At 61.4% G+C, this 16,872-nt stretch carries 13 protein-coding genes, 3 tRNA genes and 1 pseudogene; all 17 read right to left on the bottom strand.

Annotation, left to right across the window (positions count from 1 at the left end; genetic code table 11):
• Position 1 precedes the first annotated feature (1 nt).
• The 17 genes and pseudogenes from ASD95_RS12965 to purF all read right to left on the bottom strand — a co-directional run bounded on the left by ASD95_RS12965 (position 2) and on the right by purF (position 16,843).
• Positions 2-541, bottom strand: a complete 540-nt coding sequence (locus tag ASD95_RS12965; protein ID WP_007982256.1) for a (2Fe-2S)-binding protein — start codon at positions 539-541, stop codon at positions 2-4.
• Positions 534-3,365: a xanthine dehydrogenase family protein molybdopterin-binding subunit gene (locus ASD95_RS12960; RefSeq protein ID WP_056722212.1), complete on the bottom strand. Its 2,832-nt coding sequence runs from the start codon at positions 3,363-3,365 to the stop codon at positions 534-536. The genes ASD95_RS12965 and ASD95_RS12960 overlap by 8 nt, the downstream gene beginning before the upstream one ends.
• Before the next feature lie 176 nt (positions 3,366-3,541).
• A pseudogene (locus ASD95_RS28625) lies at positions 3,542-3,721 on the bottom strand (LysR family transcriptional regulator); the annotation flags it as partial.
• Between the two features lie 47 nt (positions 3,722-3,768).
• Positions 3,769-4,551: an IucA/IucC family C-terminal-domain containing protein gene (locus ASD95_RS12955; RefSeq protein WP_056722209.1), complete on the bottom strand. Its 783-nt coding sequence runs from the start codon at positions 4,549-4,551 to the stop codon at positions 3,769-3,771.
• Entirely contained in the window at positions 4,548-5,339 is a 792-nt protein-coding gene (locus ASD95_RS12950) for an ABC transporter ATP-binding protein (protein WP_056722207.1), read from the bottom strand. The genes ASD95_RS12955 and ASD95_RS12950 overlap by 4 nt, the downstream gene beginning before the upstream one ends.
• 12 nt (positions 5,340-5,351) lie before the next feature.
• A complete protein-coding gene (locus ASD95_RS12945; protein ID WP_056722206.1) occupies positions 5,352-6,383 on the bottom strand; it encodes a FecCD family ABC transporter permease in 1,032 nt (343 codons plus the stop codon).
• Complete coding sequence (locus ASD95_RS12940) at positions 6,376-7,365, bottom strand: FecCD family ABC transporter permease (RefSeq protein WP_056722204.1); 990 nt, start codon at positions 7,363-7,365, stop codon at positions 6,376-6,378. Before ASD95_RS12940 ends, ASD95_RS12945 begins: the two co-directional genes overlap by 8 nt.
• Positions 7,365-8,306 carry an ABC transporter substrate-binding protein gene (locus tag ASD95_RS12935; RefSeq protein WP_056722202.1) on the bottom strand — a complete coding sequence of 314 codons (942 nt, stop codon included), beginning with the start codon at positions 8,304-8,306 and terminating at the stop codon, positions 7,365-7,367. Before ASD95_RS12935 ends, ASD95_RS12940 begins: the two co-directional genes overlap by 1 nt.
• Before the next feature lie 78 nt (positions 8,307-8,384).
• Positions 8,385-10,808, bottom strand: a complete 2,424-nt coding sequence (locus ASD95_RS12930; RefSeq protein WP_056722201.1) for a TonB-dependent receptor — start codon at positions 10,806-10,808, stop codon at positions 8,385-8,387.
• 67 nt (positions 10,809-10,875) lie between these two features.
• Positions 10,876-11,826, bottom strand: a complete 951-nt coding sequence (locus tag ASD95_RS12925) for a FecR domain-containing protein (protein WP_056722199.1) — start codon at positions 11,824-11,826, stop codon at positions 10,876-10,878.
• Positions 11,823-12,332, bottom strand: coding sequence for a sigma-70 family RNA polymerase sigma factor (locus tag ASD95_RS12920; RefSeq protein WP_056722197.1), 510 nt, complete (start codon positions 12,330-12,332; stop codon positions 11,823-11,825). The genes ASD95_RS12925 and ASD95_RS12920 overlap by 4 nt, the downstream gene beginning before the upstream one ends.
• A gap of 378 nt (positions 12,333-12,710) precedes the next feature.
• Positions 12,711-12,787: transfer RNA gene (locus ASD95_RS12915), tRNA-Asp, on the bottom strand.
• Positions 12,788-12,881: 94 nt separating this feature from the next.
• Positions 12,882-12,958, bottom strand: a tRNA-Asp gene (locus tag ASD95_RS12910).
• Positions 12,959-13,011: 53 nt separating this feature from the next.
• Positions 13,012-13,087, bottom strand: a tRNA-Val gene (locus ASD95_RS12905).
• 183 nt (positions 13,088-13,270) lie between these two features.
• Positions 13,271-14,047 carry an SDR family oxidoreductase gene (locus ASD95_RS12900; protein ID WP_056722195.1) on the bottom strand — a complete coding sequence of 259 codons (777 nt, stop codon included), beginning with the start codon at positions 14,045-14,047 and terminating at the stop codon, positions 13,271-13,273.
• Entirely contained in the window at positions 14,044-15,255 is a 1,212-nt protein-coding gene (locus tag ASD95_RS12895) for an O-succinylhomoserine sulfhydrylase (protein ID WP_056722193.1), read from the bottom strand. Before ASD95_RS12895 ends, ASD95_RS12900 begins: the two co-directional genes overlap by 4 nt.
• Positions 15,256-15,337: 82 nt before the next feature.
• Complete coding sequence (gene purF / locus ASD95_RS12890) at positions 15,338-16,843, bottom strand: amidophosphoribosyltransferase (protein WP_056722191.1); 1,506 nt, start codon at positions 16,841-16,843, stop codon at positions 15,338-15,340.
• Positions 16,844-16,872: the final 29 nt, after the last annotated feature.

Genomic DNA, 16,872 nt, shown 5'->3' with positions numbered 1-16,872 from the left:
CTTAACCCTCCTTGACCAGGCCGAGATCGGTCAGCACGTTGCGGGTGGCGCTGTAGTAGCGCACGTACCCGGTGCAACGGCAGATGTGATGACCGAGGCTGTCCTCGATGACTTTTTCCAGTTGGCTTTTGACGATGGGCTGACGCTGCAGCTTCTCCACCAGCACGGTCGCGGCATTGACGAAGCCCGGCGCGCAGTAGCTGCACTGGAAGGCGAATTCATCGACGAAGCGCTGCTGGATCGGGTTCAGCTCGGTGACCTTGCCCTGCTCGTCGCGGGTCGCATGGCCTTCGATGGTCCGCACTTTCTTGCCTTCGAAATAGTGTGCGCCGGTGATGCAGGTGCGCACTTCTTCACTGGTGCCGTCCGGGTTGTCGACGATCACCACGCAGGCGTGGCAGATGCCCTGGCCGCAGCCCAGGCGCGAACCGGTGAGGTTCTTGTATTCGTGCAGGTAGTCGATCATCGGCAGGTCATCAGGGATGTCCACCGGGCCGACGGATTGACCGTTGAGGGTCAGTTGAAGCGGACGGTTAGCCATTGAGGGCCTCCTTGATGCGTGCAGAAGTGATAGGCAGGTCGCGGACACGTTTACCGATGGCATGGGCCACGGCGTTACCGATGGCGCCGACCACCGGGATCATCACCACCTCGGCGATGCCCTTGGACGGGTCGCTCGGCGACAGCGGCGGCAGGATGTCCGCCGTCTGTTTCCACACCGCAACGTGACGCGCCATTGGCAGGCGGTAACGGTTGAAGTTCCAGTCCCCCTCCCCCGGCCCGCCTTCGTACAACGGCATCTCTTCCATCAGCGCGTGGCCGATGCCCATGGCGATCCCGCCTTCGAGCTGGCCCCTGACCAGTTCTTCGACCAACACCCGACCGCACTCGACCCACGAGTGATGGTTGAGTACCGACACTTCGTTCGAACCCTTGTTGACCTTCACTTCCACCAACGTCGCGACCGGGCTGTAGTAAGTCACCGCCGCGTTGTTCAACTGGGTTGCCGGGTAGGCGATACCCTGCCGATCCAGCAGATGGAAACCGGCGCTGCTCATCTGCGCCTTCTTCGCCTTCGGTGCACCGTCGCCGTACTTCACGGCCAGGCCGTCGAGCGGCAAGCGCTCACGCACGCCGTCGATGCTGAACTCGGCCTCGGCCCAGCTCCAGCGGTTGAAACCGTGCACGGTGGCGCCGCTCACCAGGCCGCGTTCGTGAACGCGCTTGGCGAGCATGGCGAATGGCAGTGGCTCCATGCCGTTGGCCGTGAGCTTGCCGTCGACCCAATGGGCGTCTTCGCGGCGCACCACGTAAGGGTTGGCCTGGCCGCCGTAAGGGCCTTGGCGCCAGATCTCCATCGCCGCTGGCCACAAACCGTGGTTGAACAGCACGCGCGCCGCTTCACGGGTGGCGTGACTGAAGTAGTACGCCGAGTTGGTCGCCGACGAAGCCGAAGCCACCTTGCCGACCCAACGTGGGTTGCGCAGGAAATTGTCCTGCTCGGCCTGGCTCATGATGTACGGGTTGCCGCCACTGACCAGCTGCAACTCTTTCCATTCGGTTTCGCCGGTCTTCACTTCGTGCGCCGCAATACCGAGGAAATCGGCCACGACCATGGCCTGGGAGGTGGACATGCCAGTACCGATTTCGATACCGATGTGGCGCAGGCTGATGCGACCTTCGGCAGTGAATTCAATGCTGGCCATCGGCGCTTCGGAACCGGTACCGAAGTCCTTCTGGCAGATGGCGAAACCCACCCCGTACCAGTTGTCCGGATCGGCGGCTTCGCGTTGCTTCTTGATCGCGTCGCGGTTTTTCCAGGTGTCGTGGACCGCCGCCTTGTCGAGAATCTCGTGCAGGCGCAAGGCACCGGCCGGGATCGCGCCCTGGGTGTTCTTCATACCCGAGCGCAGTGCGTTCTTGCGGCGCAACTCGATGGCATCGACACCGAGGCGACCGGCGATTTCGTCGACCATCATCTCGGTCGCCGCCATGCTCTGCAGGGTGCCGTAGCCACGCATCGACCCGGCTTCAACGGCGCGGGAGTGATAGGCCGTGACCTGCAGATCGTTCTGCGGCATGTAGTAGATCGACTGTGCCGCCGTGGCGCCCACCGCCGCCACCGATGGGCTGTAGTTGATCCGCCCGCCACCGTCGACGCTCATCTCGGAGCGAAAAATCTTGAAGCTGTGGTCGTTCTTGTCCACCGCCAATTGGTAGCGGATGTCGAACGGGTGACGCTTGATGCCGCTCTGGAACTGCTCGTAGCGGTCGTTGGCCAGGCGTACCGGCACACCGGCGCCGTACAACGCCGCCAGCGCTGCGTAGTAGACGAAAATGTTGTGGTCTTTGGAGCCATAACCGACGGTGTAACCCGGGTGCATGTTCAGGTTGGCCAGGCCGAAACGCGACGGCGCGATCATCTTCGCGGTCTCGGTCGCGGTTTCCAGCGGGCACTGTGTCGCCACCACGAAATGCAGGGTCTTGGTCGCCGGGTCGTACCAGCCGTTGCCGTTGTCCGGCTCCAGGGCGGCCGGTTCGATCGACGGGGTCTTGTAGCGCTCGTCGAATACCAGCCAGTTGTCCGGCGGCGTATCGATCTGCTGCTTCATGCGGTCGGCGTAGAACAACCCGCGCTCGGTCAGGTTGCCGTGCAGGTTCGGCTGGGAGTTCCACACCGGACGACGGTTTTTCAGCATCGGGAACAGGATCGAATCCTTGAGGCTGGCGAACTCGTCTTCGTCCGCCGAGGTCGCACCGCCGACGCGCACGTAGCGGAAGCTGCCGTAAGGATCGCCTTCGTAGAACGGCGCTTTCTCGCCGTAGCGGATTGCCTTGTCATTGAATTTGAGTTGGTTCTTGGCCTGACGGAAGCGCTCGAAATCGTTCCAGATCAGGATCGCCACCGGGTGCCCGATAAACATCGGCACCTTGCCGGCCGGCAACAGCGGATCCGGGGCGTGCTCCTCAGGGAACACGATTCCGTCCTTGACCAGGTCTTCGGCGGTGACGATGCGGTCCGGTTGCAAATCGGCACCGAGCCACGACAGGTCGATGCCTGCAAAGATGTAGTCGGCCTTGATGGTTTTGAGCAGCATGGCGTGGCCTTGCTGCTGCGGCCAACCCGGCATGTCCTTGGCGCGGATGTCGCGGGCAAAGACTTTGCTGCCGCAGACCTTGGACAAGGCATCGTTACGGGCGCGCGCCTTGCCGTTGTTGCCAAGCCACTGCTCGGACGGCACGGTCACGCTGTTCTCCATCAAGGCGGCCAGCGCCTGGCTGCTCAACGGCGTGAGCGTCACGCTCACACCCGCTACCAGCCCGCCCTGAAGGAACGAGCGCCGGGATATATCACGGTTGGACATGGATCATCCTCTGGGCGGTTATGGGGTCCACCCTTCTGGTTATGTTCTGGAAATCTCGAGTCTTACAGAAGCCCTTTTCGACGATGCAAAGGGCTGTTGTTGACAGTGCAAAGCTGACCGAAAGGTTAAGTTTATAGGCTTATGCCTTCGCGGAAAACCAAAAACTGACCAAGGAATCAAAAAACCGCGACTTTTCGACGCAGCAGATCGATGAACAACCCCAACTCCCGGCTGATGTGCTCGCCCCTGCGCAACAACAACCCGAAGGGCTTCATCTAGACATCCAGCGCCATCACCAAGCCCATTTCAAGATAGTCGCGCAATGCAGTTTCCGACAGCATCATGATCGCGTCGGTCGTTGAACAGCGGCTATTTCTTTGCTGGCGAGGGTCGATCCGGTCACTCATCGGCATTTCCCCGGACGTAGCAACGGGCAGGTCGAACAGTAGTCTGCGGGGTCGGTGGCCAGGTAATAAAAGCAACAGGTTCGGCGAAAGCGAATGCTGCGCTGCCCGTCGTCCACCAGCGTCGGCGGTCGGCGGAAATGGCTCAGCGGGTTGTAATCCAGACCGAACAACGCAGGCTCGGCTTGTGTCAGCAGCCAATTGAAATCCGCTTCACAGCGCTCGCGAATTGACGGGGCCTCGATTTTCACCATGCGTTTTTCATACAGCGAATAAACTCGCACGGCGGTGTTTTCCCAGAGGATGCGCCGGGAAACACCGGTGACACGATTGAAGGTTTGCCACAGCGGTTTCAGCAGTCCGGCGAACAGTCCCCGCACCAAGGCTTCCCGCCAGGCCTCGCGCTCATTGAGGCCATAGGTCAGCGGCTGACCGTGATGCACCGGCATTGAAGACGTCCACAGCCCCTCATCGTGACCGTATTCGATCACCGTGTTGTCAGGTGTCAGTAAAAGGCCTTTGTCATACACCGACATCGCATACAAACAGGCGCCAGTCGCCAGAAACGACAAGCGCTTGCCCAGCAGCGAGGCCGTGATCGCCCGGGTTGGCGAGCCGATCACCGGGCCCAGCGCATCCAGCAGTTGCTCGCACACGTCTTCCTGCAACAAGTCCCGGGCCATCAGCGAACGCAACGGGTCGCGCTCGTCGCGGTCCTTGAGCCGCAAGCCACCGGACAACAGCGCCCACTCCGACGCAGTGAAATGACAGGCCAGATTCATTGCGGCAACTCCCGGCCAAACGGAATGCACAACGGTGTCCCGAAGAACGGATCGGGAATGATCCGGCAATTGAGGTCGAACACGGTCTTGACCAGGGTCTCGGTCAACACCTCGTCGGGCCGCCCCTGGGCAAAGGCTGTCCGGTTGTGCACCGCAACCATGTGGTCGGCGTAACGACAGGCCAGGTTGAGGTCGTGCAGCACCATGATGATGGTTTTGTTTTCGAGCCGGTTAAGGTCGCGCAACAGGTCCAGCACTTCGATCTGATGCGCCAGGTCGAGAAAGGTGGTGGGTTCATCAAGCAGCACGATGCCAGTGTCCTGGGCCAGGGTCATGGCGATCCATGCACGCTGACGCTGGCCGCCGGATAACGCGTCCACCGGTCGGTCCGCCAGGGCCTGCAGACTGGTTTGCGCCAGCGCGCGGTTGACCATGGCTTCGTCTTGCGCCGACCACTGTTGCATCCAGCTCTGATATGGATAACGTCCCAGCGCCACCAACTGCCGAACGGTGATGCCCTCCGGCGCGCTGGGGGTCTGAGGCAAAATGGCCAGCTCCCGGGCCACGGCGGCCGTGGACTTTTGCTGGATATCCACACCGTTGAGAATCACCGAGCCCTGCTGCGGCTTGAGCAGTCGGGCGAAGGATTTGAGCAAGGTGCTTTTGCCGCAGCCGTTGCTGCCAATCAGTACCGAAATCCTGCCCTGGGGCAGTTGCATGTCCAGCGCGTCAATAATCACCTGGCGCTGATAACTCAGGGTCAGGCCGCGACTTGCAATCGACGTCATACGTTGAATTCCTCAATGACGCTGTTTGATCAACAAATAGAGAAAAAAGGGTGTACCCAGCACGGCGACAAAAATCCCGGCCGGCAGATCCAGCGGCAAAAACAGCACACGCCCGGCGAGGTCGGCCAGCACCACGAGGTTCGCCCCGACCAGCGCAGCCATCACCGCCTGACCGCCGAACCCCGGGGCCACCAGACGCTTGGCAATGTGCGGTGCAATCAGCCCGACAAAGGCTATTGCCCCGCCCCAGGCAATCGCCGCACCGGCCAATGCCACGCTCACCAGCAACAAACCGGCGCGCAACCACTGCACGCGAACGCCAATGCCTTGGGCCAGTTGGTCATCCAGTTGTTGCACCATCACCTGCCGGGCCAGCAGCACCAGCAGCGGGCAAATACCCAACAACCAGCGACCCAGCGCCAGCGGTTCCGGCCAACTGGCGCCGTACACGCTGCCGGTCAGCCAGACATAAGCCGACAGGGTCGTAGTCAGCGGACTGAAGACCAGAATGAAGGTGGTCGCGGCGGTCAACATCGCGCTGATACCGACCCCGATCAACACCAGGCGCAGCGGTGAAGCCCCCTGTTTCCAGGCCAGCAGATAGATCGCCAATGCCGCCAGCCCCGCGCCGGACATCGCCGCCAGCGGCAGATACTGTTGGCCCAGTGCGACGGAGAAAAACGACAGATACAACACCGCCGCCGCACTGGCACCACTGGTGATACCCAGCAGGTCGGGCGACGCCAGCGGGTTGCGGATGATGCTTTGCAGAATCAGCCCCGACACCGACAACGCCGCCCCTACCAACGCCGCCAGCAGCACGCGCGGAAAGCGCAGTTGCTCGACGATGAACGTCAGGCTGGGGTCCTGGCTCGACAGCAGAATCCGCAGAACCTCCAACGGCGACAGCATGACTTTGCCCAATGACAGTGAGCCGAGCATGATCAGCGCCGTGACCATCAACGCCGCCAGCAACCGCCACAACGTGGCGACATTGATCCGCCGGGAAAACCCGCTACGGCGCCAGGTCAGGACCTTATCCATAACGGCCTCCACGCCGGGCCAGCAGAATGAAAAACGGTGCGCCGAACAACGCCGTCATCACGCCCACCGGCACCTCCTGCGGCAGGATCAACACCCGCGACAAGGTATCCGCCAGTAGCAGGACTATCGCCCCAAGCAGCGCGCACCCCGGCAGCGACCAGCGATGATCGATGGACAAGCCCTTGCGCACCATGTGCGGCACCAGCAAGCCGATAAACCCGATGCTGCCGGCCAATGCCACGGCACTGCCCGCCAGACAGATCACCAGCACGCTCATCAGCAGCCGGATCAATCCGGTTCGCTGACCCAGGCCGGTGGCGATCTCCTCGCCTGCGTTAAGTACGTTAACCTGCCCCGCCAACAACATCGCGCCGAACAGCCCGAGTACGCCACAGATCAGCATTGGCGCGGCGACCGACAGGCTACGCTCGGTCAACGAGCCCGCCAGCCAGAACAGCACCGTGTCCAGGCCATCCTGATTGGCCACCAGCAACGCCTGGCTGAATGCGGAGAACAACGCGGCCATCGCCGCCCCCGCCAGCACGATGCGCAACGGACTGAGACTGCCCTGCCCCATGTTGCCGATCAGCCACACCAGGCTGCCGGCCACGGCCGCGCCGATGAACGCGCACCACAGCCAGGCATCCGGGGATGACAGGGAAAACAGCGAGGAACACAGGATGATAAAAAAAGTCGCGCCGGCATTGATCCCGAACAAGCCGGGGGACGCCAGCGGATTGCGCGTCAGCGCCTGCATCAAGGCCCCCGCCACTGCCAGGCTCGCGCCCACGGCCATCGCCATCAAGGTGCGCGACAGGCGTGTGGTGGTCACCAGTACATGGCTGACGCTGAGCGGGTCGGGATGCACGAAGGCAGCGGCAATTTGCGAAAGCGGAATCCAGGTCGCTCCGACTGCCAGGCTCAGCACACTGCTGAGGAGCAACACGACCCCGGCACAGCACAGTTTCAAACCATTGCTCATCAGGCCGCATCCGCCGTGACCAGCCGCGCCACATCATCGAGCATCAGGTTCGCCCCGAGCATTCCGCCCGACAGGCTCCAGGCCACGCCGTCGACCCGCCACACCTGCCCCTGCTGCGGCGCACGCATTTGCTGCCACAGCGGATGCTGCACCAGGCTGTCATAGTTTCGCTGCACTGCCGGTTTCTCCGCGCGCAAGAAGACAAAGAAAATGTCGGCATTGACCACCGCCAGACTTTCCTTGCTGGTGAGTTTGATCGATACCCCGCTCGCCGCCCGACTGGCCTGACTCCACCCCAACCCCAGCTCAGTGACTACCGAACCTGGAAAACTGGCCGGCAAATAACTGCGGATATGGTCTTCGCGGACATCCAGAATCGACACCGTCGGCGGCCAGCGCCCGGCAAACTTGTGCTGCAGTTGCTGGCGCAGTTGTGCCGTGCGCAGCTGCCAGCGGGCCAACACTTCGTCGGCCCGCTGCTGGCGATGCAAGGCCAGGCCCATCAGTGCCAGGGTCTTCTTGAATTCGAACACCTCCTCCAGCATCACCACCGGGGCGATCTGCTTGAGCAAGGGTGCGATGCGCTCATGGCGAAAGCGCGAGGCGATGATCACGTCCGGCTTGAGCAGCGCGATGTCCTCAAGGCTCGGCTGGGTTTCCAGGCCGACATGGGGCACCGGCTCCAGCGCCGAGCGCAGATAGCGATAGGTGGGCTTTTCACTCCAGGAATCGACGATGCCGCAGGGTGTGATGCCCAACGCCACGGCGCTGTCGGTGGCGCCCTGAAACAGGGTGATCACCCGCAGCGGCGCGGCGTCGGCCAGAGCCCACGCCGATGGGGTAAACCTCAGTGCAAGCACGCCCAGGGACAGGCGCAGCAGCGTGCGCCTGGAGGGCGTTTTGACCTGTTCGTTCTTGAGTGGGTTAGTGAGACTGGGCATGCTCTGGTCCTCTGCAATCGATGCATGACACAACTCGGCGGCGCCCTTCCCTGTGGCGCAACGCACGGTTGAATCGATTCAGAAGTCGACGGTTGCCGAAAGGAGGTAGGTTCGTGGCGTCGCGAGCGTCAATCCTGGCTCGCTGTCATCCGAGGCCCCGGCGGAACTCCAGTAGCGCTTGTCAGCCACGTTCTCGACATTGGCCCGCAGGGTGATGTTCTTTTCCTCGACCTTGAAGGCGTAGCGAGCGCCCACGTCGAAACGCGTCCAGGCGTCGATTTCCTTGTTATTGGACTGGTCCAGATACTGAGAGCTGGAATACATGCCGCGGCTGATCAGGGTCAGGCCTTGTACACTTGGCACGTCCCACTCGGCCCCCAGGTTGACGTTGTACTCCGGCGTGGCAGGAGCGCGGTTGCCGTCAAAGGTACCATTGGTGGTGTTGGTCAACTCGCTGTCGATGTACATCACGCCGCCGAGCAGGCGGAAACCGTTGAGCGGCTCACCGAACACACTGACTTCCACACCGGTGTTTTCGCGTTTGCCGTTCGGGCCGAAAACCCGCGTCGTGGCGTTGGTTTCATAAGCTGGCTGCTTGATCCGGAATACTGCGGTGGTAATGGCGAACGCACCCGCATCATATTTGGCACCGACCTCGACCTGCCGACTGATGAACGGCGGGAAGATCTCGTCCTCGTTCACCGAGGTTGACGGCGCGATCTTGCCCTGGCTGAGGCCTTCCATGTAGTTGGCATACAACGAGAGCTTGTCGGTGGCCTTGAACAGGATGCCGCCCGAGGGCGAAACCTTTTCTTCATCGTAGCCCGTATCGCCTTTGACATTATCCGCCCAGTCGTCAACCTGCACTCGCTGCCAGCGGGCGCCGATGGTCAGCAGCACTCGGTCATCGAAGAAACCCAATGTGTCGGACAACGCCACGCTGCTGGAACGGTTCTCGGTATACACCTCGGAATCAAGGCGCGTGGGAGTGACAGGCGTCGGTGTTTGCACCGGGTTGTAGATGTTGCTCGGGGCAGCGGCATAACGGGCGCCGCCGTTTTCGAAGTCCATGTAGAAATAGCTGGAAGCCAGGTTGATTTCATGGCTCACCGGACCGGTATGGAACCAGTTGCGCACCCCGGCGTTGGCCGTCCGGACATTTTCGTCACGGGTGAAGTCACGTGGCAGAACGCTGAAATTACCCGCGTCGTTGGTGACCGCTACGGCGTGCCGGAGGAAGTCATGATTACTTTTACGCGCGCCCGCGCCGGCGTACACCATGACAGAATCGCTGACATCGTACTCGCCGGTCACCGTACCGAAGGTGTCCTTGGTCCGCGCCTTGCTCCACGGCTGCGCATAGTTGTGGCGAACATCGCTGGCGTGCGGAACCTGTGCGTTGGCGCCCACCTGCACGCGTTCCTGCGGGGCATCGGTGTCCCGCTCGTTATGTCCGATGTCCGTCGAGAGCCGCAGGCGTTCACCGCGAAAATCCAGGCCCAGCACAGCCATCTCGCGGTCAACGCTCTGGTGATCCCATTCGGTGTCGCCGGACTGCTTCACGCCGTTGAAACGAACACCGAACATGTCTCCCTCACCAAAGCGCCGACCGATGTCCACGGCCCCGCCGACCTGGCTGTCGGAAGCATAGTTGCCGGTAAACGACGTAATGGGCACGTCGGTTGCGCGCTTGGGCACCACGTTGATCCCGCCACCCACGCTGCCCCGTGGCGAGATGCCATTGATCAGCTGGCTCGGGCCTTTGAGGATGTCGACGCGGTCAGCCATCTCCATGTCAATGGAGTAAGTCGGCAGGATGCCGTAGAGACCGTTGTAGGAGACATCACTGTTGAACAGGCTCATTCCACGAATGGTGAACTGCTCATACCGCCCACCCGCCGGGTTGGTGGCGCGAACCGAGGGATCGCTGGCCACGAGGTCGCCCAAGGTACGCGCCTGAAGGTTTTTCACCAACTCACTGGTGTAGGTGGTCTCGCTGAACGGCGTCTCCATGAAATCTTTCGAGCCCAGCAAGCCTTGCGACCCACGGCGTGCGACCTGCCCGCCGGCATATGGATCACCGTGCGCCGTGTCTGCCGTCGCGTAAATAGAAGTAGCGCCCAATTGCAGGCTGCTTCCTGTTGGCACCGGGGTCAGCATGTACGCCTGTTCGCCCACTGGAAGCAGTTGCAGACCGGAACCCTGCAGCAGTTGGGCGAAGCCCTCCTCCACCGCGAAGTCACCGGAAAGACCGGGGCTGGTTCGCCCGCTCACCAGTGCCGGGTCCACTGACAGATTGACCCCGGCCAGCCCGGCGAAACGGGTCAGCGCAGCGTCGAGACTACCGGCTGGCACCTGATAGCTGCGGCGCGGCGCGTCTTCGGCCCAACCGGCAGAGATGAACAACGGACAGGCACTCAGGCTCAACAACAGACTCAAGTGCAACAACGGGCGCAACCTGGATGGCGCCGGACGCATACTGCAAGACATCACTGCGGGCATTGTGAATCTCTCTGATTTCGTTTCGCTTACCTTGAATGACAAGCGAGGCGAAAAAAGGGGACACGCTTTAAACACTATTTTTGCGCTGCACCAGCGTTACCCAGTAACGCGTACGCGAATGCACTTCCAGCGGCAGGCTGGCCGCGAGCAGAGCCAGAATGCGATCGGTGTCTTCAAGGCGAAAACTGCCGGTGATGCGCAGCGATTCCAGCTCGGGCTCCCAACGCAACACGCCCAGACGATAGGTGCCGAGTTCGCGCAGAAAATCCCCCAAGGGCTGGTTCTGCGCCATCAGCACACCCTCACGCCAGCCCGGGGCCAGCACGTCAAATGGCTCCACGGCACCGACACCCGCCGCTTGAAGGCTGACTTGCTGGCCACCGCGCAACGAAAAGACCGGTCCGTGCAGAGGCTGCAACTGCACCGTGCCTTTGAGCACTTGCACCTTGCAGCCCGTCTGCCCCTGACGAACACACACCTCGCCCTGACTGACGACCACTTGCCCGAAGTGCGTGAGAATCGTCAGCGGCGAGATCCCGGGCACATTCAGTGCCATTTCACCTTCCACGAGGGTCAGGCGCCTGTGCTTGAGGTCGATATCGACGGCACTGGCAGTGTTCAGTTGCACAGAGCTGCCGTCGGCCAACCGGACCTTTTTGCTTTCCCCGGTGGCGGTCCGCAGGTCGGCACTCCAGGCATCCAGAGGCAACTGTCGACTGATCAGCCAGGCAGTCGGCAGCAAAGCCACCGCCCCGACAGCGCGCTTGAGCACCGTACGTCGACTGGCTTGTGGCCGGCCCAGACTGGCCATGGCAAGGGCCGGTGGCAGGTCGGCAAAGCGTTGGCGCAAGAGTTGCGCTTTCTGCCAGGCCTGCTCGTGACTGGAATGGCTATCGCGCCAGCTCTGCAACTGCGCCCGATCCTGCTCATTGGCGCAGCCGGATTCCATGAGGGCCAGCCACTGCGCGGCGGCCCGCACGACTTGCCGGGCCTGGGCCGAAGGTGCCGAACCGTTCACATGTCCACCAGCAGGCAATGTTCGTAGGCTTGAGCCATGTAGCGCTTGATCGTGCGTTCCGATACTTGCAGGCGCTCGGCAATCTCTTGATAGCCCAGGCCTTCCAGCTGACTCAAGAGAAACGCTCGGCGTACCGGGCCCGGCAATCCATCGAGCAATTCGTCCAGGGCCTGCAGGGTTTCCAGCAGGATCCAGCGTTGCTCGGGGGACGGCACGCAGTCCTCGGGCAGCAACGCCAATGCATCGAGATAGGCTTGCTCCAGGCTGCGGCGCTTGTAGAAGTTGGCCAGCAGCCGCTTGCCGACTGTCGCCAGGTAGGCGCGAGGCTCTTGCAGGTCGGCGATGCGCTGAGAGCTGGCGAGCAAACGAACGAAGGTGTCCTGGCTCAGATCCGCAGCGTCGCTGCCGTTGCCCATGCGTCGTCTCAACCATCCTTCGAGCCAGCTCCGGTGATCGCGGTACAGGTCGTGGAAGGTTTGCTCCGGCGGCAACGCTGCATCACTCATCTAAAGGAACCCTGCGCGAAGAAATATTATAAATGCGACTCATTCTAATTAGTGTTGATAACTCAAACCAAGTCCTTTGTGCAAATCGCACCCGGTAAATACTTGAATAATTTGATGACAGGCCGAGATATCGGCCGCGCGGCGCCGGTTTATCGAGGCTGTGGATTATTGAGGGGAGTTTTCAAGAGACAACGGAATTCACTGGCCATCCGCGCGTGGTCGGCGGATGCGAAACCGTGAGGGTCATGAGGAAGGAGAAAAAGCCAAATCGCAGAAACAAAAAACCCCGGTCTTTCGACCAGGGTCTTTGCTATCGACTCGAAGTAACCAATGGTTTCTTCGTAGCTCCAAGGCGTTCAGTGGGCCTCGGGGCAGATATGGCGCAGCGGACGGGACTCGAACCCGCGACCCCCGGCGTGACAGGCCGGTATTCTAACCGACTGAACTACCGCTGCGTATCGCTTTGGACTTGCGCCCAAGTAACTCGGTCTGATTGAAAACTCAGTAGCTTTTCAATCTCGAATCAGAACATGCCTGACTCGGAAAATATGGCGCAGCGGACGGGACTCGAACCCGCGACCCCCGGCGTGACAGGCCGGTATTCTAACCGACTGAACTACCGCTGCGCGTCGGTGGAGGCATTTCAGCCTACCTCTTGCTTTCGCAAGTATCTCGGAAGTGGTGGGTGATGACGGGATCGAACCGCCGACATTCTGCTTGTAAGGCAGACGCTCTCCCAGCTGAGCTAATCACCCGTTTGCATCTCCGAGGCCGCGAAATTTACGCAGGTAGCGAACCTAAGTCAATAGCAGGATTGAAGTTTTTCTGAAAAAGACAAAATCATTTCATTCCGGCCAATGTCGGCAACCATCAGTCCGCTATCGTCGGAACGCCGCCCGGAGCCTGCTCGCGATGAGGGCGATACATCAACGCCAGTATCACTCGCTGTAAATCATCTTCTTGGTCATGCCGCCATCGACCACGAATTCCTGGCCGGTGACAAACCCGGCGTTTCTCGACAACAACCAGGCCACCATCGCCGCCACATCCTCAACCGTGCCCACCCTGCCCGCCGGATGCTGGGCATGATCGGCTTCGCTCAACGGTTCGGCACGCCGTACCGAAGGATCGCGCGCGTCGATCCAGCCAGGGCTGACCGCATTGACCCGGATCTCCGGACCAAGGCTGATGGCCAACGCATGCGTCAGGGCCAACAGACCGCCCTTGCTCGCCGCATAGGCCTCTGTGTCGGGTTCCGACTGTCCGGCGCGGGTCGAAGCCAGATTGACGATGGCGCCGCTGTGAGCGCGCAGGTACGGCGCACAGTGCTTGGCCAGCAACATCGGCCCACTGAGGTTCACCGCCAACACCCGATTCCAGTGAGACAGATCGAGGCTTTCCAGGGTGATGTTGTGCGGATCGGCAACCGCCGCGTTGCATACCAGCGCATCCAGTCGCCCGAACTGGCCGAGCACCTCGGCCACGCCCAGCGCGACTTGCCCTTCATTCGAGACATCCATGGCGATGAACCAGGCGTTGTCGCCCAGCACTTTCGCCACTTTCGAACCGCGCTCGCGGTCCAGGTCCGTCAGCACGACTTGCCAGCCTTCGCTGATCAGCCAGGCCGAGATCCCCAGGCCAATACCCCGCGCAGCTCCGGTCACCAGCGCTACGCGGCCATTTGAGCCAGTGGTCGGTGTAGACAACTCGATCACAACGCAGCCAGGCCGCGCGCCAGATCGGCTTGCAGGTCCGCCACGTCTTCCAGGCCGACCGCAACGCGGATCAGGCTGTCACGAATGCCCGCCGCTTCACGCTCCTGAGGCGCCAGGCGACCATGGGAAGTGGTGCTCGGATGGGTGATGGTGGTTTTGCTGTCACCCAGGTTGGCGGTGATCGAAATCAGGCGCGTGGCATCGATAAAGCGCCAGGCGCCCTCTTTGCCGCCCTTCACTTCAAAACTGACGACCGCACCGAAACCCTTCTGCTGGCGCAGCGCCAGTTCGTGCTGCGGATGGCTTTTGAGGCCGGCGTAATGGACTTTCTCGATGCCGTCCTGCTGCTCCAGCCACTCGGCCAGTTGCTGGGCGTTGGCGCAATGCGCCTTCATCCGCAGGTTCAGGGTTTCCAGGCCCTTGAGGAAGATCCAGGCGTTGAACGGGCTCAGGGTCGGCCCGGCGGTACGCAGGAAGCCCACCACTTCTTTCATCTGATCGCTGCGACCGGCAACCACGCCCCCCATGCAACGGCCTTGGCCATCGATGAACTTGGTGGCCGAGTGCACGACGATGTCCGCGCCCATTTTCAGCGGCTGCTGCAACGCCGGAGTGCAGAAGCAATTGTCGACTACCAGCATCGCGCCTTTGGCGTGGGCGATTTTCGACAGCTCGGCGATGTCGACCAATTCGGCCAGCGGATTGGACGGCGACTCGACGAACAGCAATTTGGTATTGGCCTTGATCGCCGCATCCCAACCGGACAAGTCCGCCAGGGCCACGTAATCGACTTCGATACCGAAACGCTTGAAGTACTTCTCGAACAGGCTGATGGTCGAGCCGAATACGCTGCGCGACACCAGTACATGATCACCAGCGCTGCACAGGCTCATCACCACGGCCATGATCGCGGCCATACCGGTGGCGGTGGCCACGGCCTGCTCGGCGCTTTCCAGCGCGGCAATGCGCTCTTCGAAGGCGCGTACGGTCGGGTTGGTATAACGCGAATAAACGTTGCCCGGCACTTCGCCAGCGAAACGCGCAGCGGCGTCGGCAGCGGTACGGAACACGTAGCTGGAAGTGAAGAACATCGGATCACCGTGTTCGCCTTCCGGCGTGCGGTGCTGACCGGCGCGTACGGCCAGGGTATCGAACGCTACACCTTCGAGGTCGCTGTCCAGCCGACCGGCATCCCATTCCTGACTCATGCTGTCACTCCTTGCCCTGCTCTTGATAGATGAAAGTATTTTTTGCCAGATACAAAACCGGCCCCTCAGGGCCGGTAGAAACTCAGTTGTTGTACAGATCGATGATCGCACTGACTGCCTGCGTCTTGACCTTGGAGGCATCGTTGCGTGCCTGCTCGATCTTGTTCAGGTAAGCCTCGTCGACGTCGCCGGTGACGTACTGGCCGTCGAACACCGCGCAATCGAACTTGTCGATCTTGATCTTGCCGCCACCGACCGCTTCGATCAAGTCAGGCAGGTCCTGATAGATCAGCCAATCAGCGCCAATCAGGTCAGCCACGTCCTGGGTCGTACGGTTGTGGGCGATCAGCTCGTGAGCGCTCGGCATGTCGATGCCGTAGACGTTCGGGTAGCGAACCGCTGGTGCCGCGGAGCAGAAGTAGACGTTCTTGGCGCCAGCTTCGCGGGCCATCTGGATGATCTGCTTGCACGTGGTGCCGCGAACGATGGAGTCATCCACCAGCATCACGTTCTTGCCGCGGAATTCCAGCTCGATGGCGTTGAGCTTCTGGCGTACGGATTTTTTCCGTGCGGCCTGGCCCGGCATGATGAAGGTCCGGCCGATGTAGCGGTTCTTCACAAAGCCTTCGCGGAACTTCACGCCCAGGTGGTTCGCCAGCTCCAGCGCGGCGGTGCGGCTGGTGTCCGGAATCGGGATGACCACGTCGATGTCGTGATCCGGACGCTCGCGCTGGATCTTCTCGGCCAGTTTCTCACCCATGCGCAGGCGGGCCTTGTAGACCGATACGCCGTCGATGATCGAGTCCGGACGTGCCAGGTAGACGTGCTCGAAGATGCACGGCGTCAGGGACGGGTTGGTCGCGCACTGACGGGTGTACAGCTTGCCCTCTTCAGTGATGTAGACCGCTTCGCCCGGTGCCAGGTCGCGAATCAGGGTGAAGCCCAGCACGTCCAGGGAAACGCTTTCCGAGGCGATCATGTACTCGACGCCTTCGTCGGTGTGACGCTGGCCGAACACGATCGGGCGGATGCCGTGCGGGTCGCGGAAGCCGACGATGCCGTAGCCGGTGATCATCGCTACAACGGCATAACCACCGACGCAACGGTTGTGCACGTCGGTGACGGCGGCGAATACGTCCTCTTCGGTCGGCTGCAACTTGCCGCGCTGGGCCAGTTCGTGCGCGAACACGTTGAGCAGCACTTCCGAATCGGAACTGGTGTTGACGTGGCGCAGGTCAGATTCGTAAATCTCCTTGGCCAGTTGTTCAACGTTGGTCAGGTTACCGTTGTGCGCCAGGGTGATGCCGTAAGGCGAGTTGACGTAAAACGGTTGAGCTTCAGCCGAAGTCGAGCTGCCCGCGGTTGGATAACGCACATGGCCAATGCCCATGTGACCGACCAGGCGCTGCATGTGACGTTGCTGGAACACGTCACGCACCAGGCCGTTGTCCTTGCGCAGGAATAACCGGCCATCATGGCTGGTCACGATACCGGCAGCGTCCTGGCCGCGGTGCTGGAGGACGGTTAGCGCGTCATACAGCGCCTGATTGACGTTCGACTTACCGACGATACCGACGATGCCACACATGCGACGCAACCCCTACTTAATGGATCTGA

This window comes from Pseudomonas sp. Root71 (assembly GCF_001429045.1).
Classification (GTDB): Bacteria; Pseudomonadota; Gammaproteobacteria; order Pseudomonadales; family Pseudomonadaceae; genus Aquipseudomonas; species Aquipseudomonas monachiensis.
This window is presented reverse-complemented; position numbering and strand designations above follow the sequence as displayed.